The 21911-nt window shown below is 56.2% G+C and carries 22 protein-coding genes; 13 read left to right on the forward strand and 9 right to left on the reverse strand.

From position 1 onward, the window contains the following. Positions 1–191 precede the first annotated feature (191 nt). From yihX to fabY, 4 genes are read left to right on the forward strand one after another with little or no spacing between them, the layout of a single operon-like run. The gene (yihX, locus tag F0319_RS15850; protein WP_149367347.1) at positions 192–791 is read left to right on the forward strand and encodes a glucose-1-phosphatase; all 600 of its coding nucleotides are present in this window, start codon (positions 192–194) and stop codon (positions 789–791) included. After that, entirely contained in the window at positions 785–1666 is an 882-nt protein-coding gene (locus tag F0319_RS15855) for a virulence factor BrkB family protein (RefSeq protein WP_111963943.1), read from the forward strand. Before yihX ends, F0319_RS15855 begins: the two co-directional genes overlap by 7 nt. Beyond that, positions 1663–2100 (forward strand): D-aminoacyl-tRNA deacylase, encoded by a 438-nt coding sequence (gene dtd, locus F0319_RS15860; RefSeq protein ID WP_008501836.1) that lies wholly within the window; start codon positions 1663–1665, stop codon positions 2098–2100. Before F0319_RS15855 ends, dtd begins: the two co-directional genes overlap by 4 nt. A 44-nt stretch (positions 2101–2144) precedes the next feature. Beyond that, the gene (fabY, locus tag F0319_RS15865) at positions 2145–3086 is read left to right on the forward strand and encodes a fatty acid biosynthesis protein FabY (protein WP_025759561.1); all 942 of its coding nucleotides are present in this window, start codon (positions 2145–2147) and stop codon (positions 3084–3086) included. A gap of 8 nt (positions 3087–3094) precedes the next feature. On the opposite strand, the gene F0319_RS15870 is transcribed toward fabY, so the two are convergent. The 5 genes from F0319_RS15870 to fdnG form a co-directional block, all read right to left on the reverse strand. Then, positions 3095–4015, reverse strand: coding sequence for an alpha/beta hydrolase (locus F0319_RS15870; RefSeq protein WP_149367348.1), 921 nt, complete (start codon positions 4013–4015; stop codon positions 3095–3097). Positions 4016–4234: 219 nt separating this feature from the next. Then, complete coding sequence (fdhE, locus tag F0319_RS15875) at positions 4235–5164, reverse strand: formate dehydrogenase accessory protein FdhE (protein WP_023309751.1); 930 nt, start codon at positions 5162–5164, stop codon at positions 4235–4237. Then, a complete protein-coding gene (gene fdoI, locus F0319_RS15880) occupies positions 5161–5796 on the reverse strand; it encodes a formate dehydrogenase cytochrome b556 subunit (protein WP_008501832.1) in 636 nt (211 codons plus the stop codon). Before fdoI ends, fdhE begins: the two co-directional genes overlap by 4 nt. Further along, a complete protein-coding gene (gene fdxH, locus F0319_RS15885) occupies positions 5793–6695 on the reverse strand; it encodes a formate dehydrogenase subunit beta (protein ID WP_008501831.1) in 903 nt (300 codons plus the stop codon). The genes fdoI and fdxH overlap by 4 nt, the downstream gene beginning before the upstream one ends. 12 nt (positions 6696–6707) lie before the next feature. After that, the gene (gene fdnG, locus F0319_RS15890; protein WP_149367349.1) at positions 6708–9758 is read right to left on the reverse strand and encodes a formate dehydrogenase-N subunit alpha; all 3051 of its coding nucleotides are present in this window, start codon (positions 9756–9758) and stop codon (positions 6708–6710) included. 372 nt (positions 9759–10130) lie between these two features. Between fdnG and fdhD the strand changes: the two genes are divergently transcribed. Both fdhD and F0319_RS15900 read left to right on the forward strand, forming a co-directional pair. Further along, the gene (gene fdhD / locus F0319_RS15895; protein WP_149367350.1) at positions 10131–10967 is read left to right on the forward strand and encodes a formate dehydrogenase accessory sulfurtransferase FdhD; all 837 of its coding nucleotides are present in this window, start codon (positions 10131–10133) and stop codon (positions 10965–10967) included. 114 nt (positions 10968–11081) lie between these two features. After that, positions 11082–11294 carry a YdgH/BhsA/McbA family protein gene (locus tag F0319_RS15900; protein WP_023309747.1) on the forward strand — a complete coding sequence of 71 codons (213 nt, stop codon included), beginning with the start codon at positions 11082–11084 and terminating at the stop codon, positions 11292–11294. 39 nt (positions 11295–11333) lie between these two features. On the opposite strand, the gene F0319_RS15905 is transcribed toward F0319_RS15900, so the two are convergent. Together F0319_RS15905 and F0319_RS15910 are read right to left on the reverse strand one after the other, a co-directional pair. Next, positions 11334–11657 (reverse strand): AzlD domain-containing protein, encoded by a 324-nt coding sequence (locus F0319_RS15905; protein ID WP_111963949.1) that lies wholly within the window; start codon positions 11655–11657, stop codon positions 11334–11336. Then, on the reverse strand, positions 11657–12316 hold the full coding sequence (locus F0319_RS15910) for an AzlC family ABC transporter permease (RefSeq protein ID WP_149367351.1): 660 nt from the start codon (positions 12314–12316) through the stop codon (positions 11657–11659). The genes F0319_RS15905 and F0319_RS15910 overlap by 1 nt, the downstream gene beginning before the upstream one ends. 102 nt (positions 12317–12418) lie before the next feature. Here F0319_RS15910 and F0319_RS15915 point away from each other — a divergent pair, with 102 nt between their 5' ends. The 6 genes from F0319_RS15915 to yiiM all read left to right on the forward strand — a co-directional run bounded on the left by F0319_RS15915 (position 12419) and on the right by yiiM (position 19047). Next, positions 12419–12967, forward strand: coding sequence for a helix-turn-helix domain-containing protein (locus F0319_RS15915; protein ID WP_023309744.1), 549 nt, complete (start codon positions 12419–12421; stop codon positions 12965–12967). A gap of 17 nt (positions 12968–12984) precedes the next feature. After that, entirely contained in the window at positions 12985–13980 is a 996-nt protein-coding gene (locus F0319_RS15920; RefSeq protein ID WP_127732649.1) for a LacI family DNA-binding transcriptional regulator, read from the forward strand. A gap of 104 nt (positions 13981–14084) precedes the next feature. Continuing rightward, entirely contained in the window at positions 14085–16208 is a 2124-nt protein-coding gene (locus F0319_RS15925) for an alpha-galactosidase (protein WP_149367352.1), read from the forward strand. Between the two features lie 44 nt (positions 16209–16252). Beyond that, on the forward strand, positions 16253–17518 hold the full coding sequence (locus F0319_RS15930) for an MFS transporter (protein ID WP_149367353.1): 1266 nt from the start codon (positions 16253–16255) through the stop codon (positions 17516–17518). Positions 17519–17680: 162 nt separating this feature from the next. Beyond that, a complete protein-coding gene (gene sodA / locus F0319_RS15935; RefSeq protein ID WP_003861999.1) occupies positions 17681–18301 on the forward strand; it encodes a superoxide dismutase [Mn] in 621 nt (206 codons plus the stop codon). 71 nt (positions 18302–18372) lie between these two features. Beyond that, positions 18373–19047 carry a 6-hydroxyaminopurine reductase gene (yiiM, locus tag F0319_RS15940; protein WP_149367368.1) on the forward strand — a complete coding sequence of 225 codons (675 nt, stop codon included), beginning with the start codon at positions 18373–18375 and terminating at the stop codon, positions 19045–19047. A gap of 52 nt (positions 19048–19099) precedes the next feature. On the opposite strand, the gene cpxA is transcribed toward yiiM, so the two are convergent. Together cpxA and cpxR are read right to left on the reverse strand one after the other, a co-directional pair. Further along, complete coding sequence (cpxA, locus tag F0319_RS15945; RefSeq protein ID WP_045329509.1) at positions 19100–20473, reverse strand: envelope stress sensor histidine kinase CpxA; 1374 nt, start codon at positions 20471–20473, stop codon at positions 19100–19102. Further along, positions 20470–21168 (reverse strand): envelope stress response regulator transcription factor CpxR, encoded by a 699-nt coding sequence (gene cpxR / locus F0319_RS15950; RefSeq protein WP_006179159.1) that lies wholly within the window; start codon positions 21166–21168, stop codon positions 20470–20472. The genes cpxA and cpxR overlap by 4 nt, the downstream gene beginning before the upstream one ends. 151 nt (positions 21169–21319) lie before the next feature. On the opposite strand from cpxR, the gene cpxP reads away from it, so the two are divergent. Further along, positions 21320–21826, forward strand: a complete 507-nt coding sequence (gene cpxP / locus F0319_RS15955) for a cell-envelope stress modulator CpxP (RefSeq protein WP_024909200.1) — start codon at positions 21320–21322, stop codon at positions 21824–21826. Positions 21827–21911: the final 85 nt, after the last annotated feature.

Raw genomic sequence — 21911 nt, forward strand, 5'->3', positions numbered from 1 at the left:
GAACTAAAACGTATATCTTCGCAAAATCGAACTTAAATAAAACTCATCCCTGCCTATCGCCCGTAAGCCAATATCATCTTCCTGGCTAAATTTTTGTTCTTCATACTGCTCCCTCTAAGCTGAATCTCGTGCATAGCCAAACTTTATCTTTCCCGCTACAGTTACCTCTCCACGGCGAGCAGGAGATAAACATGCTTTATATCTTTGATTTAGGAAACGTCATCGTCGATATCGATTTTAATCGCGTGTTGGGCGCATGGAGCGATTTTAGCCGCGTGCCGCTGGCGACCTTAAAGCAGAATTTCGCGATGGGCGAGACTTTCCACCAGCATGAACGCGGCGAAATCAGCGATGAAGAGTTCGCTGAACGTTTCTGTCAGGAGATGGGGCTTTCGTTAAGCTATGAACAGTTTTCCCACGGTTGGCAGGCGGTATTTGTCGCCATCCGGCCCGAAGTGATCGACATCATGCACAAACTGCGCGATCAGGGGCATGGTGTCGTTGTGCTATCAAATACCAACCGCCTGCATACCACGTTCTGGCCTGAAGAATACCCTGAAGTTAAGGCGGCGGCTGATAAAATCTATCTCTCGCAGGAGATGGGCATGCGTAAGCCTGAAGCGCGAATTTATCAGGCTGTTCTGCAGTCAGAAGGATTCACCGCGGCCGATGCGGTCTTTTTCGACGACAACGCCGATAATATAGAGGGAGCTAACCAGTTGGGTATTACGTCAATTCTGGTGACCGGAAAAGAGACGATACCTGACTACTTTGCGAAGCAGCTATGCTAAAAACCGTTCATCAAAAAGCCACGCACCATACTCGCCCGCTGCGGGCCTGGCTGAAACTGCTCTGGCACCGGATTGATGAGGACAATATGACCACGCTGGCGGGTAACCTCGCCTACGTGTCATTGCTCTCGTTAGTGCCGCTGGTGGCGGTTATCTTTGCCCTGTTTTCCGCCTTTCCGATGTTTGCGGACGTCAGCGTGCAGCTTCGTCATTTTGTCTTCGCGAATTTCATTCCGGCAACCGGGGATGTTATCCAGAACTACATTGAGCAGTTTGTTGCCAATTCCAGCAAGATGACGGCAGTGGGGGCGTGCGGTCTTATCATCACCGCGCTGCTGTTGATGTACGCCATCGATAACGCGCTAAACACGATCTGGCGGAGTAAAAAAGCGCGGCCAAAGGTCTATTCTTTTGCCGTGTACTGGATGATCCTCACGCTGGGGCCGCTGCTGGCCGGGGCGAGCCTGGCAATCAGTTCTTATCTGCTCTCCCTGCGCTGGGCGAGTGATTTAAACGGCGCTATTGATAATGTGCTTCGCATCTTTCCGTTGATCCTGTCATGGCTCTCGTTCTGGCTGCTCTATAGCGTGGTGCCGACCACGCGCGTGCCCAACCGCGATGCGGTCGTGGGGGCGCTGGTGGCGGCATTGCTCTTTGAGCTCGGTAAGAAAGGGTTTGCCCTCTACATCACCATGTTTCCGTCCTATCAGCTGATTTACGGCGTGCTGGCGGTGATCCCCATTTTGTTTGTCTGGGTCTACTGGACCTGGTGTATCGTCTTGCTTGGTGCTGAAATAACTGTCACTCTCGGTGTATACCGCGAACTTAAAAAAGCAGCAGAAGCTGAAAAACAACAAGAAGCAGACCAACCATGATTGCATTGATACAGCGCGTAACCCGTGCCAGCGTCACCGTGGAGGGAGAGGTGACGGGTGAAATTGGCCCAGGACTTTTGGTGTTGTTAGGTGTCGAAAAGGATGACGACGAGCAAAAAGCCAACCGCTTGTGTGAGCGCGTACTGGGCTACCGTATTTTCAGCGATGCGGAAGGCAAGATGAACCTGAACGTCCAGCAGGCGGGCGGCAGCGTGCTGGTGGTTTCCCAGTTTACGCTGGCAGCGGATACCGAGCGCGGCATGCGCCCGAGTTTCTCGAAAGGCGCCGCGCCGGATCGTGCAGAAGCACTTTACGAGTACTTTGTTGAGCGTTGTCGCCAGCAGGAAATGAATACGCAAACCGGACGATTCGCTGCAGATATGCAGGTATCGCTGGTGAACGATGGCCCCGTCACATTCTGGCTCCAGGTATGAGCATACTTACGGCATGGCCGCGGGTAACAAGAGAGAGTACAGCTATGTATCACCTTCGAGTACCGCAAACGGAAGAAGAGTTAGAAGCCTATTACCAGTTCCGCTGGGAAATGCTACGCAAGCCATTACATCAGCCAAAAGGCTCTGAGCGCGACGCCTGGGACGCGATGGCCCACCATCAGATGGTGATGGACGAAGAGGGCAACCTCGTGGCCGTCGGGCGTTTGTATATCAACGCCGATAACGAAGCGTCTATTCGCTTTATGGCGGTTCATCCCTCTGTGCAGGACAAAGGTCTGGGGACGCTAATGGCGATGACCCTGGAATCCGTCGCCCGTCAGGAAGGCGTTAAGCGCGTTACCTGTAGCGCCCGCGAAGATGCCGTGGAATTCTTCGCTAAACTCGGTTTTGTGAATCAGGGTGAAATCACAACCCCGCAAACCACCCCGATTCGTCATTTTTTGATGATTAAACCCATCGCCACGCTGGATGATATTCTTCATCGCGCCGACTGGTGCGGACAGCTGCAGCAGGCCTGGTATCAGCACATTCCGCTCAGCGAAAAAATGGGCGTGCGCATTCAGCAGTACACCGGACAAAAATTTATTACCACCATGCCGGAAACTGGCAATCAGAACCCCCACCACACCCTCTTTGCTGGAAGTCTGTTCTCACTGGCCACGCTCACCGGCTGGGGACTTATCTGGCTGATGCTGCGCGAGCGCCATCTGGGTGGCACCATCATTCTTGCTGATGCTCATATCCGCTATAGCGCACCGATCAGCGGTAAACCGAGCGCGGTGGCCGATCTGGGATCGCTGGGCGGCGATCTGGATCGCCTGGCACGCGGCCGCAAGGCTCGCGTACAAATGCAGGTTGAACTATTTGGCGATAAAACACCGGGCGCGGTGTTTGAAGGCACCTATATCGTTCTTCCGGCGAAGCCTTTTGGCGCGTATGAAGAGGGTGGGAACGAGGAGGAGTAATCTTCTGTTCACGTTATCCGGGCGTGCTGAATCCGCCCGGCGATATCCCGCATAACGTCTCGCGCAGACTGGCTAACGCCGCCAAGCTGAAAGAAGCCATGGATGACGCCCAGCCAGCGCTGAGCGGTACACTTCACACCCTGCTCAGTCAAATGCTGATATAACATTTCTCCCTCATCGCACAGCGGATCGTACTCTGCGGTAATGATGTGAACTGGCGGAAGTCCGTAAAAATCATCGCGCCACAGCGGGCTCGCTTCGGGATGCTGGCGGTCGATGTCGGCGAGGTACATTTCATACCCGCTGAGCAGGGTATCGCGGGTAATAATGTAATCCGTGCCATTGAGGGCATAGCTTTCAAAACTGGCGGTGGCGTCGAGCATGGGATAGATAAGAATGAGCTGTGCGGGTTTCCATCGTCCTTTCGCGTTGAGCCGCAATGACGTTACCAGCGCAAGATGGCCTCCTGCGCTGTCTCCGCAAAGTGTGATCCGGTTTTTATCCACGCCCAGTTTGTCCGCATATTGCCAGACCAGATCTGCACCTTTTTCCGCATCGTCATGTGCTGCGGGGAAAATATGCTCCGGGGCCAGCCTGTACTGAATCGCGATCACCCGGCAATTGCCGTAGCAGGCTAACTGGCGGAGTTGGTTGTCATGGGTATCAAAGCCGCCGCTGATGAAACATCCACCATGATAGTAAATGGCAGCAGGCAATATTTCAGGCGCATTGAGAGGTGAAAACACCCGAATGGTAAGACCGTCAAGAACGAGCGTCTCCACCTGTACGCGCGTTTCGGTCTCCCCGGCAAGCCCCGTGCTGGCAATATAGCCTGCTCGTCGCACCTCAACGCTCTGGCGACGTGACGAGGGTCGCCCTGCAGCGATAAATCCCTGAATCAGCTGTGCAATACCCTGTTCCAGCGCCATGAAAATTCCCTTTTACTGTATGGATAAACAGTTTTATAGCCTGGTTTGATTCAAAAGAAAACAAGAATATTGTTGAGGGCAACAATCTGGAAAGCGGCTCGCAAAGGCGATAACGCGTCTCTCAACGAGAATGGAGAGCATCTGACATGAAAGACAGCGGGTAATGCTGTCGAACTGCAGGCCGGGCAAGCACGCGCCGCCCGGCACTGTCACAGGGAGTTATTCCCCTTCACCCGGGAACAGGAACGGGTTGATCGAGCTGCGGGCGAATCCCTCCTGCTCCATCTTCGCGTCCAGAATCAGCGAGGCAAGATCGTCGGCCACCGCTTCGACTTTCGGGTCTTTTTCCTGATACAGAATCTTCAGGTAAGTGCCACAGTCGCCGCAGCTTTCGGCTTTCACTGCTGCTTCTTCATTTTCCAGCGACCAGTAGTTCAGATCGCGGGTCTGCTCGCAGTTGCTGCACTTGATGCGAACCACGTGCCACTCGGTTTCACACAGGTTGCAGTGCAGGTAGCGCAGCCCCTGAGTGGTGCCGATTTGCACCATGCTCGATACCGGCATGGAGCCGCAGACCGGGCAGAACTGGCGCGCCTCGCCGTATTCGGCGCGAGCTTTGCCGGGGATCAGGCTCGCCATTTGGGCCCAGTAAAGCGACAGCGCAGCCCAGATAAACGGCGCTTTATCGCTGCTCACCAGAGCGAAGTCGGAGGCAAACAGCGCGCTCGCCATCTCTTCCAGCTCCAGGTCAGAGGCTTTTTCCAGATTCTCAATGACCGCCAGCGCGGTTCCGCTCATCTCCGGCTTCAGCTCGGCAATCAGCGAATGCAGCAGCTTTTGCCAGTGCTTGTCGCGCGGCAGGACGTGAATGTCCAACGGCGGCTTGCCCTGCGCGTTGGCTTCTTTGATACGCGCGGTCAGATCCATTTGCAGGGGATGGTCGTACAGCACCACTTCCTGCGCGTGGGCAACCAGCGCGGCAAAGCGCAGAAAATCGCCCAGCGGGTTGTTCTCTGCCAGCTCGCGCAGACGCTCTGCGCGGCGGTTGTAGAGGTTCTTGAGTCTGGGGAATAACAACGGCGGAATATAATCCGCCGTGCGTTTCTCGCTCGACCCCAGCTCATCTTGCGGGATTATGCGAATACTCATTCAGATGACTTTTCCTGTTTCTGGCGGACTTCACGGTACCAGCGCGGGTGATGTTTCTTCGCCCACGTACTGGTTACCCATCCTTCCACCATCGCGGTAATGGTGCCTTTCACCCAAAGGGCGGCGTAGATATGCACCATGATAACCACAATTAACGCCACTGCGGCAAATGAATGCAGCATCAGCGCGAATCGGATCACCGGGATTGAGAAAGCAGGCGCAAAGTACGGACGCCAGATGATCACGCCGCTCACCAGCAACAGGACCAGGAAGATAATCGCCGCCCAGAATACGCATTTCTGGCCGAAGTTATAACGCCCGGTGTCACCCACTTCCTCGTTGACGACGATCTTACGAATATTCTTCGCCCAAAAGATATCATCCCGATTGATTAGGTTATGGTGCCAGTAGCGGAAAAACATGATGATGAAAGACGCGAACATAATGACGCCCACAAACGGGTGCAGGATGCGCGCCAGCTGTGGAGTCCCCATGATCTGCATCAGCCAGTTGAAGGACGGGAAGAAGAACCCCAGCCCGCTTATCGCCGCCAGCATGAAGCAGAAGGCGGTGACCCAGTGGTTGATGCGTTCCGGCGCGGTGTAGCGCACGATGGTGTCACGTTTTCTCATTTGCGCACCTCGTCTTTCTCTTCATGCAGGTTGTCGTCTTCCTCTTCCGCGCGGTTCGGACCGACGCCGACGTAGTGGAAGATGCTCGCTGCGAAGGTGGCAGCAAAACCGACCGCTGCCAGCGGTTTCCAGATGCCTTTCCAGAACTTCACGGTGGCGCTGATTTCCGGGTTCTCCGGCAGACCGTGATACAGATTCGGCTTGTCGGCGTGGTGCAGCACGTACATCACGTGCGTACCGCCAACCCCGGCCGGATCGTACAGGCCCGCGTTGTCGTAACCACGGGTTTTCAGCTCGCCCACGCGCTCTGCCGCCAGCGTTTTCATATCCTCTTTGGAGCCAAAGTGGATAGCGCCGGTTGGGCAGGTCTTCACGCATGCAGGTTCCTGGCCGACGGTTACGCGGTCAACGCACAGGGTGCATTTGTAGACGCGGTTGTCTTCCGGGTTCAGGCGCGGTACGTCGAACGGACAGCCCGCGATGCAGTAGCCGCAGCCGATGCACTGTTCGGACTGGAAGTCGACGATGCCGTTGGCATACTGAATGATAGCCCCTTCTGACGGACATGCCTTCAGGCAGCCCGGATCCGCACAGTGCATACAGCCGTCTTTGCGAATAAGCCATTCCAGTTTGTCGTTCTGCTCCACTTCCGAGAAACGCATCACCGTCCAGGACTTGGCGGTCAGGTCCGCCGGGTTGTCGTACACCCCGACGTTGTGACCCACTTCGTCACGCAGATCGTTCCACTCAGAGCAGGCCACCTGACAGGCTTTACAGCCGATACAGGTGGTCACGTCGATAAGCTTCGCCACTTCCTGCTGGTGGTCCCGCGCCTGAGGCGCGGGCGTGAAACCATTAGTCGCGGAACGACGGATAATGTCTTGAGATTGATAAGCCATAAGTCGTCTCCGTTACACCTTTTCCACGTTCACGAGGAAGGCCTTAAACTCCGGCGTCTGCGTGTTCGCATCACCGACGAACGGCGTCAGGGTGTTCGCAATGAACCCTTTCTTCGCCACGCCCTCATAGCCCCAGTGAATCGGAATACCGATGGTATCCACCTGCTGACCGTGAACGTTCAGCGTGCGAATACGCTTAGTCACCACCGCCTTGGCTTTAATATAGCCACGGTTAGAGGAGACCTTCACGGTATCGCCATGGGCAATGCCGAGCTTGTTCGCCAGCTTCTCACCGATCTCCACAAACTGTTCCGGCTGCGCGATCGCGTTAAGTAGCGCGTGCTTGGTCCAGTAGTGGAAGTGCTCGGTCAGACGGTAGGTGGTGCCCACGTACGGGAACTTGTCCTTTTTACCCAGCGCTTCAAAGTCGCCTTTGAAGATACGGGCTGCCGGGTTTGAGACCACGTTCGGGTGCAGCGGGTTGGTGCCCAGCGGCGTCTCAAACGGCTCATAGTGTTCCGGGAACGGACCTTCCGCCATCTTATCGATAGCAAACAGGCGTCCCATCCCTTCAGGCTGCATGATAAACGGCCCGACGTCGCTGCCCGGTGCGGCAGTGCTGTAGTCCGGAATATCCACGCCGCCCCATTTCGCGCCGTCCCACTTCAGAAGCTGACGCTTCGGATCCCACGGGTTACCCTGCGGGTCAGCGGATGCGCGGTTATAGAGGATACGGCGGTTGAGCGGCCACGCCCATGCCCAGCCCAGCGTATTGCCAAGGCCCGACGGGTCGGCGTTATCGCGGTTTGCCATCTGGTTGCCTTTCGGCGTCCAGCTACCGGCAAAGATCCAGCAGCCGCTGGAGGTGGTACCGTCATCGCGCAGGTGCGCGAAGGTGCTGAGCTGATCGCCTTTCTTCGCCAGTACGGTGCCGGTGGCCGGGTCAATAACGTCCGCCAGCGCCTTACCGTTGCTCTCCATCGCCACTTCTTCTGGCGCAGGATTTTCCGGCGTCGAGTAGCTCCAGGTCATGTTCAGCACGGGTTCCGGGTTCGCGCCGCCTTCTTCCGCATACATCTTACGCAGGCGTAAGAAGATGCCGGCCAGGATCTCGCCGTCGTTCATGGCGATGCCCGGGGCGTCCGCGCCTTTCCAGTGCCACTGCAGCCAGCGTCCGGAGTTAACGATAGACCCGTTCTCTTCCGCGAAGCAGGTTGACGGCAGACGGAACACTTCGGTCTGAATCTTCGACGGATCGACGTCGTTCGATTCGCCGTGGTTCTGCCAGAAGGTCGAGGTCTCGGTATTGAGCGGGTCAATCGTCACCAGGAACTTCAGTTTCGACAGCGACTCAACAACCTTGTTCTTGTTAGGGAACGAGGCCACCGGGTTAAAGCCCTGGCACAAATAGCCGTTCACTTTGCCCTGGTGCATCATCTCGAAATACTGCAGAACGTCATAACCTTTGTCCCACTTCGGCAGCCAGTCAAAGCCCCAGCTGTTTTCAGCCGTCGCTTTATCACCGAAGAACGCTTTCATCATCGAGACGAAGAACTTCGGATAGTTGCCCCAGTAGTTCACCTGGCCTTCAAGCAGCGGTTTAGGCGTACTGGCCGTCAGGTAGGTTTGCAGGTCGGTCTGTTTCTCGCTTGGCAGGTTCATGTAACCCGGCAGGCTTTGAGACAGCAGGCCGAGGTCGGTCAGACCCTGAATGTTGGAGTGACCGCGCAGGGCGTTCACGCCGCCGCCTGCCATCCCCATGTTGCCGAGCAGGAGCTGAACCATTGCCATGGTGCGGATGTTCTGCGCGCCGATGGAGTGTTGCGTCCAGCCGAGGGCATACAGGAACGACGCAGTTTTGTCCTTCGCGCTGGTTTCGGCGATAAGCTCGCACACCTTCAGGAAGTCCGCCTTCGGCGTACCGCAGATGTTTTCGACAACCTCAGGCGTGTAGCGGGAAACGTGCTCTTTCAGCAGGTTCCACACGCAGCGCGGGTGCTGCAGGGTGGTGTCGCGCTTCGCAAAGCCTTTTTCATCCAGCTCGTAGTTCCAGCTGGTTTTGTCGTATTTGCGTTTTTCGGCGTCGTAACCGCTGAACAGGCCATCTTCGAAGTGGTAATCCTCACGCACGATCAGGCTGGCGTTGGTATAGGCTTCGGTGTATTCGCGGTTATATTTTTCGTTGGTCATCAGGTACAGCAATACGCCTGACAGGAAAGTGATGTCAGTACCTGAACGAATAGGGGTGTAGAAATCCGCCACTGACGCAGTACGCGTAAAGCGGGGATCGATCACAATCAGTTTCGCACCGTTGTGGATTTTGGCTTCCATCGCCCAGCGGAACCCGACAGGGTGCGCTTCAGCGGCGTTACCGCCCATCACCACAATGAGGTTGGCGTTCTTGATGTCGACCCAGTGGTTGGTCATCGCACCGCGACCAAATGTTGGAGCAAGACTTGCTACCGTTGGTCCGTGTCAGACACGCGCCTGGTTGTCGACCGCGAGCATACCGAGTGCGCGCGTAAATTTCTGGGTTAAATAACCGGTTTCGTTGCTTGAAGCGGAGGCACACAGCATCCCGGTGGAGAGCCAGCGGTTGACCGTGACGCCGTCGGCATTCTTCTCAACAAAGTTGGCATCGCGGTCTTCTTTAATGTGTTTTGCGATGCGGTCAAACGCCTCTTCCCAGCTGATTTGCTGCCATTTGTCGGATCCAGGCGCACGATATTCAGGGAATTTGAGACGGCTTTCGGAGTGGATAAAGTCCACCAGACCGGCCCCTTTCGGGCACAATGCGCCGCGGTTAACCGGATGATCCGGGTCGCCTTCGATATGGAAAATAGACGCTTTGGCGTTTTTAGCACCGTCGCCGAGGCTATACATTAACAGCCCGCAACCGACAGAGCAGTACGTACAGGTATTACGGGTTTCACGGGTGCGCAGCAGTTTATACTGCCGCGTTTCCGCCAGCGCTACGCCGGGCGCAAAGCCCAGTGCCGCTGCCGTGGTGCCTGCCATACCGCCAGCGCAGATCTTAAAGAACTGCCTTCTGCTGACCTGCATGGGTCACTCCTTGTTTCGACATTGCTTACATATGTAGTTTTGACTTCGCGGTTGAGAATTGACCGCAAAAGAGAAAAATTTGCGTTAATCCCTCAATTCCACGAGGGATATCATCAGAATACCACATTGTCGGTACCGCTGTTCTAATGGCGTTAATACAAAGTGAACGTATTATCACCATGTTGATTATAAAGTGTGACATTGATCACATTAACGGCTCTGCATGTTAAAGCGGTGTAGCCGGTGGCAGGTTGCACCCCTGCTAAATGAGTAGGAGAATGGTTGTCGAAAAGTTGATCCATACTATGCGTACAGCCTGTGGTTTATGCTGCAATAGCACGCTCACCTCCGTGGTTGTTCAGGAATACCGCTGTGTCTAAACAAAACCGTGATCTCCACTCGTCACCCCTGCCTGCCGGCATTGTGGAACTGTCGGTACACCGACCGCCCCACATAACCGATGCCATACCCGATTTTCTGGCGGAAGAAGTACCCGTTGCGCTCGTTTACAACGGCATCTCGCATGTGGTGATGATGGCATCTCCAAAAGATCTTGAGCTGTTCGTCATCGGTTTTTCCCTCTCGGAAGGCATCATCGAGAATCCGCAGGAGATCTACGGTATGGACGTGGTGCAGGCCTGCAACGGTCTTGAAGTGCAAATCGAACTCTCCAGCCGCCGCTTTATGGGGCTGAAAGAGCGCCGTCGCGCGCTGGCCGGGCGTACCGGCTGCGGCGTGTGTGGCGTTGAGCAGCTCAATGATATTGGTAAACCCGTTGCGCCATTGCCGTTTACTCAGACCTTTAATCTGGCGCACCTCGACCATGCGCTTAAGCACCTGAATGATGTACAGCCCATCGGCCAGCTGAGCGGCTGCACGCACGCGGCGGCATGGGTGTTGCCGTCGGGGGATATTGCCGGGGGACATGAGGACGTTGGCCGCCACGTGGCGCTGGATAAGCTGCTCGGTCGCCGGGCTCGTGAAAGTGAGGTCTGGAAGCAGGGGGCAGCACTCGTTTCCAGCCGGGCCAGCTACGAGATGGTGCAAAAGTCCGCCATGTGCGGTGTGGAAATTCTGTTTGCGGTCTCAGCCGCAACAACGCTGGCGGTGAAGGTGGCGGAGCGCTGCAACCTGACGCTGGTGGGCTTCTGCAAGCCGGGAAGGGCGACGATTTATACCCATCCACAACGATTGATAGTTGATCAGTAATTTTGAATGATAATAGCAAATCCTTCCGCTTTTAGTTGATCATGATGAGGTCTAGTATTTATCTCATCAAGGCACGGTGCCTTACCAAAACAACTTAATGAAAGGGTTTATATCATGAAAAGCATCAAAACTTTTGTCGCTGTAATCGCTCTGGCTACTTCTTTCGGTTCTTTCGCTGCACAGACCGTAACCGCAACCGCCTCTACCATTGATGGCGCAGAAGCTAAAATCGCGGCTCAGGCTCAGGAAGCCGGCGCGTCATCGTACAAAATTACCCAGGCGTTCTCAGGTAACCGCGTACACATGACCGCTGAACTGACTAAATAAGCTGTCCAATCGTCGAAAGAGCGCCCCCGGGGCGCTTTTTTAGTTTATGCCCGCCACGCGCAGCAGCGCGGTTACCACTGCCGCCGCTACGATCACCACAATTAACGGCATCTTTCGCCAGGCCAAAAACACTGCAAACGCCACGCCCAGCACGCGCGCCATGCCGGCAAAGTGGTCACCCTCATAAAACGTGGTCGCCAGCGCCACGGAAAACAGCAATACCGTTGCCGCATCTGACAGCAGCGCCTGTGAACGCTCTGACAATGCCAGCCTGCTGCCCAGTTTCGCTCCGCCAAGACGCATCAAATAGGTTCCCGCAGACAAAATGGCGATGCCGAGAATAAAGAACGTCATGTTTTCCATTATTTTTTCCTCGCGGCAAGACCGAGTAAAGAGAGCAGTACCGGCAGACCTACGGGGGCAAACGGCACCGCGGCCAGCGACAGAACGGCACCGCTGCAGGCGCGTATCAGCGTGGTGCGGTTTTTAAATGCGGGAACCACTAATGCCAGCAGTATCGCCGGGAATACCGCATCCAGGCCTATGGTTTCCGGGTCCGGCAGCAGTTTGCCGACCATGGCACCCAGCAGCGCGCCAAGCGGCCAGACGATGGCGACGCCTAAACCGCACAGCCAGTAGGCGGCTTTACGCTGCTCGGCGGTTTTTTGCGACAGGCCAAACACCACGCTTTCGTCGTTCATGATGTGGCAGCCCAACAGGCTCAGACCGCGCTTACCGACCAGTTCTCGCACCGTCACGCCAAACGGCACGTGGCGCGCGTTTACCAGCAAACCCGCGGCTGCAGCCGCCAGCGGGTTACCGCCGCTTGCTACAATGCCGATAAACATAAACTCTGACGCGCCCGCGAGTACGGTGATGGAGAGCACAAACGGCACCCAGACCGGGAAACCGTAGGCCATCGCCAGCGAGCCGTAGGACATTCCCACCACGCCCACCGCGAGGCAGACCAGGATGATTGCTTTTATGGTGTCGCCTTTCAGACAAGAGAGATATTGCTTCATACATTTTTAGCCATATCGAACGTGTATCCATTATAATGAACGCAACGAAACTGATTTTCAAGGCGAACGATTCGTTCGTTTTATAGAACAAGAGGCCGTTATATGACGCAGCCAATCAGCCTGATCGCTAAAAGTCTGGTGCGGGAACGTCTGCGCACCGGGCTTTCGCTGGCGGAAATTGCCCGCCGTGCCGGGATCGCTAAATCCACGCTTTCCCAGCTGGAGTCCGGCAACGGTAACCCTAGCCTGGAAACGCTGTGGTCGCTCTGCGTGGCGCTGGATATTCCTTTCGCCCGCCTGCTTGAGCCGCAGTTGCCGACCACGCAGGTGATCCGCCGTGGTGAAGGGACAAAAGTGGTCGCCGGACAGGCTAATTATGAAGCCATTTTACTGGCGGCATGCCCACCCGGCGCGCGGCGCGATGTCTATCTTCTGATGACCCAACCGGGCGCAGATCGTATTTCTCAGCCGCATCCGCCGGGCTCTGTTGAACATATTATTGTGACGCAGGGCCGGGCGCTGGTCGGCCTGCTCGACGCGGCGGAAGAGCTCGGCGCAGGGGATTACATTTGTTATCCCGCCGACCAGCCGCACATCTTCAAGGCCCTGGAGCCAGACACTTACGCGCTGCTGGTGGCGGAACAAAACTAACAGAGATACGGAAACTCATGTCGCTTAAAGCCATTGCCAAAGAACTGGGGCTGTCAGTCACCACCGTCAGCCGCGCCCTCAACGGATATGACGACGTCTCCGCCGAGACGCGCGCTCGCGTAGAAGCGGAAGCCCAGCGACGCGGCTATCGGCCTAATACCTTCGCCCGCCGCCTAAAGATGGGCAAAATTGATGCCGTTGGGCTGGTGTTCCCGGTCCATCCTGTTCCGCTCAATAACAGCGTATTTATGGACATGGTCGGCGAAATTAGCCACGAACTGGCGCGACATGAGATCGACTTATTGCTTATCGCCGACGACGATCTGGCGGATAAGCACAGCTATATGCGCATGGTGCAAAGCCGCCGCGTGGATGCGCTGATTGTGGCCCACACGTTGGATCGCGATCCGCGACTTGAGCAGCTGCAGGCCGCTGGATTTCCCTTTCTGGCGCTTGGTCGCAGTCAGCTACCGCAGCCGTACGCGTGGTTCGACTTCGACAACTATGCCGGTACGTACAATGCTACACGCTGGCTAATAGGGAAAGGCCATCAGCGCATTGCCCTACTGGGCGAAAGCAACAATCAGGCATTCATCACCCAGCGTCGTCAGGGCTATCTGGACGCGTTGCGGGAAGCCGGGCTTTCCAGCGAATGGCTGCGCGCCATGCCCCCTTCGCGCCGCGTGGGTTATGCCACCACGAAAGAGCTTCTCTCGCTGTCGCAGCCGCCCACGGCCATCATTACCGACTGCAATACTCACGGTGACGGCGCGGCGATGGCGCTGGCAGAGCTGGGCCGTCTGACCGGCGAGAGCGCCGTTGCGCTGGTTGTTTATGACGGGCTCCCGCAGGACAGTATCGTCGATGCCGACGTGGCGGCAGTGATCCAGTCCACCCGCCAGGGCGTCGGGAAACAGATTGCCGATATGGTGCGTCAGCTGATTAACGGCGACGATATTGAACGGCTTCAGGTGCTCTGGCAGCCCGAATTCTCTCCCGGCCAGACGGCCTAAATCTCTCCATTTTCTAAAGCCGATCACAAAACCGAAACGTTTTGGTTTGTATCCGAAACGTTTCGGATCAACACTCAGATCATCCCGATGACAGGAGATGTCTGATGCAAGATTCCGTTTTACGACTTGAAAGCAACACGGTAGACGTGGTGATCAAAACGTACCCGTTCGCCGAAATTCTCTACTGGGGGCCGCACCTTCAGCACTTTTCGCCACAGGATGTTGCTATGCTCGCGCGCCCTGTTGCTAACGGCAGGCTTGACGTCGACTCCCCGGTCACGCTGATGGCCGAGCTGGGGCACGGTCTGTTTGGTGCTCCCGGCATTGAGGGGCATCGGCAGGGGCTGGACGGTTCACCCATGTTCACCACCACAGACGTACAGCAGTCAGGACAAACCCTGACGGTGACGGCGGAAGATGAACATGCGGGCCTGCGTCTGACCAGTGAACTGGCGCTGGATGCCAGCGGTGTGCTGGTGGTTCGTCACGGTTTAACGAACCTGAAAGCGATCCCCTGGCAGGTGGACCGTTTCGCCGTCACGCTGCCGGTGGCCGAACGCGCGCAGGAGGTGATGGCCTTCCACGGACGCTGGATCAGGGAATTTCAGCCGCACCGCGTAAAGCTTGAACACGACAGCTTCGTGATTGAAAACCGTCGGGGTAAAACCTCCCACGAGCACTTCCCGGCGCTGATTGCCGGGACGCCGTCGTTCAGCGAAATGCACGGCGACGTCTGGGGCGTGCATCTGGGCTGGAGCGGCAACCACCGCCTGCGTGCGGAAGCCAAAACCGACGGCCGCCGCTATCTGCAGGCTGAAGCCCTCTACCTGCCGGGCGAAATGGCGGTTGAGGAGGGCGATACGCTCTGGACGCCGCGCCTGTATGCCAGCTATTCCACGCATGGCCTGAACGGCATGAGCCAGCCGTTTCATCGCTACCTGCGCAACAACGTTATCCGCTTCCCGGAAAACAAACCGCGCCCGGTGCACCTCAATACCTGGGAAGGGATCTACTTCAACCACGATCCGGACTACATCATGCGCATGGCCGACGAGGCTGCCGCCCTGGGCGTGGAGCGCTTCATCATTGACGACGGCTGGTTCAAAGGCCGTAATGACGACCATGCCGCGCTGGGCGACTGGTATCTGGATGAGAAAAAATACCCGAACGGCCTGACGCCGGTGATCGACCACGTCAAACGGCTCGGTATGGAGTTTGGCATCTGGGTTGAGCCGGAGATGATCAACCCGGATTCCGATCTGTACCGCGCGCACCCTGACTGGATGCTGGCACTGCCGGGCTACAAACAACACACCGGGCGGCACCAGCTGGTGCTCAATCTGAGTATCCCGGAAGCATTTGATTATCTTGTGGAACGCATGAGCTGGCTTCTGGGTGAACATGAAGTCGACTACGTGAAGTGGGACATGAACCGTGAGCTGGTACAGCCGGGTCACGACGGGAAGGCCGCCGCTGACGCGCAAACCCGCCAGTTTTATCGCCTGCTGGACGTGCTGGGTGAACGTTTTCCGCACATCGAATTTGAATCCTGCTCATCCGGCGGGGGGCGCATTGATTATGAGGTGCTGACGCGCTGCCACCGATTCTGGGCTTCGGACAACAACGATGCGCTGGAGCGCAACACCATCCAGCGCGGCATGAGCTATTTCTTTCCGCCTGAGGTGATGGGGGCGCATATCGGTCATCATAAATGTCACGCCACCTTCCGCCAGCACAGCATTGAATTTCGCGGTCTAACGGCGCTGTTTGGCCATATGGGGCTGGAACTTGATCCCCTCACCGTCGATGAGAAGGAGCGCGAAGGCTATCGCCGTTACGCCGCGCTGTACAGGCAGTGGCGCGAGGTTATTCATCAGGGCACACAATGGCGCGTGGATATGCCGGATGCCAGTACGCTGGCACAGGGTATTGTGAGCGAAGATAAAACGCAGGGGCTGTTTATCGTCAGCCAGCTCGCCATGCCGGACTACACGTTGATGATGCCGCTGCGCATGCCGGGGCTTGAGCCCAGCGCGCAGTATCGTATTTCGCTGCTCGATCACCCTGATATTCACATTACCGGTGAAGGAGGCCATACCATGCGCAAGCTGCCGGCATGGATGGAAACACCGCAAACGGCGAGCGGCGAGTGGCTGATGCAGGCGGGCATTGCGCTGCCGATTCTGGATCCGGAAACCGCCGTTCTGATTGGCGTTGAACGCGTGTAAAGGTGACGGGCCGGACAGCCGGCCCTCCGTTGAGGATAAAAATAATGAACACAACAACCTGTACCCACAAAGACAACCCTAACTTCTGGATCTTCGGGCTGTTCTTCTTTCTCTACTTCTTCATCATGGCCACCTGCTTTCCGTTCCTGCCGATCTGGCTGTCGGATATCATCGGCCTGAACAAAACCCATACCGGCATCGTCTTTTCCTGCATCTCACTCTCGGCCATTGCCTTCCAGCCGGTGCTTGGGGTGATCTCGGATAAACTGGGTCTAAAAAAACACCTGCTGTGGATCATCTCCGTGCTGCTGTTCCTGTTTGCCCCTTTCTTCCTCTACGTCTTTGCGCCGTTACTGAAAGCTAACATCTGGCTGGGCGCGCTGAGCGGCGGCATGTATATCGGCTTTGTCTTTTCGGCGGGCTCAGGGGCCATTGAGGCGTACATTGAACGCGTGAGCCGTAACAGTTTCTTTGAGTACGGTAAGGCGCGCATGTTTGGCTGCCTCGGCTGGGGGCTGTGCGCCTCCACGGGCGGGATCCTGTTCGGCATCGATCCGTCGTATGTTTTCTGGATGGGTTCGGCGGCGGCGCTGCTGTTGATGCTGCTGCTGGTGGTCGCGAAGCCAAAACCTAACCAGACGGCGCAGGTGATGAATGCGCTGGGTGCCAACCAGCCGCAGATCACCGCGAAAACGGTCTTTAGCCTGTTCCGTCAGCGCAGGATGTGGATGTTTATTCTGTACGTGATTGGCGTGGCCTGCGTCTATGACGTCTTTGACCAGCAGTTTGCTACCTTCTTCAAAACGTTCTTCGCCACGCCGCAGGAGGGCACTCGCGCCTTTGGTTTTGCGACCACTGCCGGGGAAATCTGCAACGCGATCATCATGTTTTGTTCACCGTGGATCATTAACCGCATCGGCGCGAAAAACACGCTGCTCATCGCCGGGGTGATTATGGCGACGCGCATTATCGGCTCGTCGTTTGCCACCACCGCCGTAGAAGTGATTGCCCTGAAGATGCTGCACGCGCTGGAGGTGCCGTTCCTGCTGGTGGGGGCCTTCAAGTACATCACCGGGGTGTTTGATACGCGTCTTTCGGCGACTATCTACCTGATAGGCTTCCAGTTTGCCAAACAGTCGGCAGCGATCTTCCTCTCCGCGTTTGCCGGAAATATGTATGACCGGATCGGTTTCCAGGAGACATACCTGATGCTGGGCTGTTTCGTGCTGGCGATTACGGTGGTGTCGGCGTTTACGCTCAGCAGCAGGGAGGAGATTGCGGCAGGCAATAAGGCGCTGGAAGTCCATTAACGCTCTGAACCCACTCACTATTCCGGCGTTGGTCAAAAAATGAATAACCTTATAAAAACTACGGCATTGATAATCATTTTCAATATCATTTAATTAACTATAATGAACCAACTGCTTACGCGGCATTAACAGCTGTGCCGCCCGACAATAATGGAGAGGATTATGAGTTATACACTGCCATCCCTGCCGTATGCCTACGACGCACTGGAACCGCATTTCGACAAGCAGACGATGGAAATCCATCACACTAAACATCACCAGACCTACGTGAACAACGCGAACGCCGCGCTGGAAAGCCTGCCAGAGTTCGCTAACCTGCCTGTTGAAGAGCTGATCACCAAGCTGGACCAGCTGCCAGCGGACAAGAAAACCGTGCTGCGTAACAACGCGGGCGGCCACGCAAACCACAGCCTGTTCTGGAAAGGCCTGAAAACCGGTACCACCCTGCAGGGCGACCTGAAAGCGGCTATCGAGCGCGACTTCGGTTCCGTTGACAACTTCAAAGCGGAGTTCGAGAAAGCCGCTGCAACCCGTTTCGGCTCCGGCTGGGCGTGGCTGGTACTGAAAGGTGACAAACTGGCGGTTGTTTCTACTGCTAACCAGGACTCCCCGCTGATGGGTGAAGCGATCTCTGGCGCATCCGGCTTCCCAATCCTGGGTCTGGACGTGTGGGAACACGCTTACTACCTGAAATTCCAGAACCGTCGCCCGGATTACATCAAAGCCTTCTGGGACGTGGTTAACTGGGACGAAGCAGCAGCACGTTTCGCCGCTAAAAAATAAGGTTGCATTGACGCCTGTGAGAAGCGAGTCTGATGGCTCGCTTTTTTTGTATCTGCGTAATGGAGGCAGCGATGCATTATCCGGTGAATGTATTTACAGGCAAGGTAAGGGAGTACGACGGCAGCCGCCCGAGCGCCATCGCCAAAATTCAGGTCGACGGTGAGCTGACGTTAACCGACCTCGGGCTTGCGGGTGACGAGCAGGCAGAAAAGAAAATCCACGGCGGGCTCGAGCGCGCGCTGTGCCACTATCCGCGCGAACACTATCAGTACTGGAAAAACGAGTTCCCCGAACAGGCGGATCTCTTCGTTGCCCCCGCGTTTGGCGAGAATCTCTCCACTGAAGGGCTCACCGAAAAGAACGTGTTTATTGGTGATATCTACCGCTGGGGCGATGCCCTGATCCAGGTGACGCAGCCGCGCTCGCCGTGCTTCAAGCTCAACTTCCATTTCGGTATTCATGACATGTCGGCTCAGATGCAAAGCGTGGGTAAAACCGGCTGGCTGTACCGGGTGGTGCTGGCAGGGCAGGTCTCAGCAGATGCGCAGCTCGAGCTGGTATCACGCCTGAGTGAGGTGTCTGTTTACGACGCCTGCGCCATTGCCTGGCATATGCCGTTTGATGACGAGCAGTATCATCGCCTGCTGTCGGCGGCGGGGCTATCGACCAGCTGGACAAGAACGATGCAGAAGCGACGTTTAAGCAGCAGAATCGAAGATAACTCCCGGAGATTGTGGGGTAAGTAGTGTCCTTCATCCCGGCCCTCTCCCCTTCGGGGAGAGGGTTAGGGTGAGGGGGTTACGAACGCTTGTACAATGGTAGCCACAGCGTTAACCGTAGCCCACCCAGCGGGCTGTCGTCGGCTTTGACCCAGCCGCGGTGCTGTTGCATGGCGGTTTCCACAATCGCCAGACCCAGCCCCGTGCCGCCGGATTCCCGGTCGCGCGCCTCATCGGTACGATAGAACGGACGGAAAATCTGCTCGCGATCTTCCGGGCTGACGCCAGGACCGTCGTCGTCGACAATGACGGTGATCCCGTCTTTATCCACCGAGAACGCCACCTCAATCTTCGTATGCGAGTAGCGCAGGGCGTTACGCACGATATTCTCCAGCGCGCTTTCCAGCGCGTTGGGGTTACCGTAGAGCGGCCACGGGCCCGGCGGGAAGTTGACGGTGAAGGATTTACCCATCTGCTCTGCTTCGAATGCCGCGTTGTCCAGCACCTCGTGCCAGAGGTGATTCGCTTTCACCGTTTCGCTAACCAGCGCGTTTTTCTGCTGATTGCGGGACATGACCAGCAGATCGTTGATCATGCTGTCCAGGCGGTGAGCTTCGGTTTCGATACGTTCCAGCTCTTTGCTTTCCCCGCTGCGGCGGCGCAGCAGCGCGGTGCCAAGCTGTAAGCGCGTTAGCGGGGTGCGCAGCTCGTGCGAGATATCCGACAGCAGGCGCTGCTGTGCGGTCATCATGCGATCGAGAGCGCTCACCATCTGGTTAAAACTGGTCCCGGCGGCAAGGAACTCCTGCGGTCCGGCTTCCAGTTCAGGGTGTTGTCGCAGGTTACCCTGTGCCACCTCATCGGCGGCATTCTTCAGCTTACGCGCCGGTTTTGCCAGGCTCCACGCCAGCCATAACAGCAGCGGCGAGCTGACCAGCATAGTAACAATCAGCAGCAGGAGAGGGCGGTCAAACAGCAGGTTGATGAAGTCGGACTGGGAGCTGCTCGCGGGGCGAATCAGGTAGAGCTGATAATTATCCTCTCCGTCCCTGACGGAGAAAGGCCCCACCATCTCTACGCGGCCATATTTCTTCTTCTGGGGATGATCGGCGTTATCCGCCTGGCCAATGAAGTTGCGGATAATCTGCATTTCATTACGATCGGCACCAATGACGCGGCCTTCGCTGGTCACCAGCAGCAGGCGTTGTCCGGGCGGGGCCCACTTGTCGATAGCGCGAAACAGCCTGCGCCACCACATTAAATCGTTCGGCGGATCGTTTGCCAGCTCGGCTTCAACATGTTGCTCGATCATCACGCCCTGACGTTGCTCGCTGTCGAGAAGCTCCGTCATCTGGCGTGAGTCGAGTTTTGGCAACATCAGTACGAGCATTAAAACCAGTGCCAGCGTCAGCCAGAAGATGGCGAAGATGCGGGCGGTTAAGCTTCCTATCATGAAGCGGAAACCATCAGATAACCGCGACCACGCAGGGTTTTAAACCATGGGTGACCGTCTTTACGCTCAGGCAGCTTACGGCGCAGGTTAGAGATGTGCATGTCGATAGCGCGGTCAAACGGGGTGAGGCGTTTGCCCAGCACTTCCTGGCTTAGATGTTCACGCGAAACCACCTGGCCGAGGTGCTGCGCCAGCAGATATAGCAGGGTGAACTCCGTGCCGGTTAGTTCCAGCGTCTGGCCATCAAAGCTCGCTTCCTGACGGCCCGGGTTGAGGCTCAGGGAGTCGACTTCTAGAGTAGGTGAGCTGTTGTCGGTATTTTGCTGCTGTTCGCTCCAGTGGGAACGACGCAGGATAGCGCGAATACGGGCAACCAGTTCACGGTCATTAAACGGCTTTGGTAAATAGTCATCCGCGCCTAGCTCAAGGCCGAGTACGCGATCAAGTTCACTGCCGCGCGCGGTCAGCATGATTACGGGAGTCTGGTGTGTCTGGCGAAGTTCTTTCAACGTATCAATACCGTTTTTCTTCGGCATCATCACGTCGAGCAAAAGTAAATCGATGCTGTCGTCAAGGAGACTCAGCGCCTGCTCGCCATCATGGGCAACCAGGACGTTGAAACCTTCCATGTCGAGCAACTCCTTTAAAAGGGATGTGAGCTCTCGGTCATCATCAACTAACAGGATTTTATTCATTGTTTAAATACCTCCGAGGCAGAAATTACGACATCAAGGCTGTCTAATCCATGACTTTACGTTGTTTTACACCCCCTGACGCATGTTTGCAGCCTGAATCGTAGACTGTCTCTCGTTGAATCGCGACACGAAAGATTTTTGGGAGCAAGTGATGCGCAAAGTTACCGCTGCCGTCATGGCCTCAACGCTGGCGTTCAGTGCGTTTAGCCAGGCTGCTGAAGCTATCATCAGCGATAACAGTCCCTTACAAGAGGGCGCAACGCAGAACAGCAGCCAAAGCCATATGTTTGACGGCATAAGTTTAACCGAACATCAGCGTCAACAGATGCGAGATCTGATGCAGAGGGCAAGACACGACCAGCCCCCTGTTAATGTTAGCGAAATGGAGACAATGCATCGCCTTGTCACCGCAGAAAATTTTGACGAAAGCGCTGTACGCGCTCAGGCCGAAAAAATGGCACAGGAACAGGTTGCCCGCCAGGTAGAGATGGCAAAGGTCCGCAACCAGATGTTCCATCTGCTAACGCCCGAGCAGCAAGCGGTTTTGAACACCAGACATCAGCAGCGTATGGATCAGCTGCGAGAGGTTGCACGGATGCAGCGAAGCTCAGAAACGACGTTTTTCAGTAGCAATAGCAGTACCCGTAGTAACCAGTAAACCCTGTTTTCCTTGCCATAGACACCATCCCTGTCTTCCCCCACATGATGTGGGGGTTTTTTTTTGCCCCGCATCTCGTCTGTTA

Source organism: Enterobacter vonholyi, from assembly GCF_008364555.1.
GTDB lineage: Bacteria > Pseudomonadota > Gammaproteobacteria > Enterobacterales > Enterobacteriaceae > Enterobacter > Enterobacter vonholyi.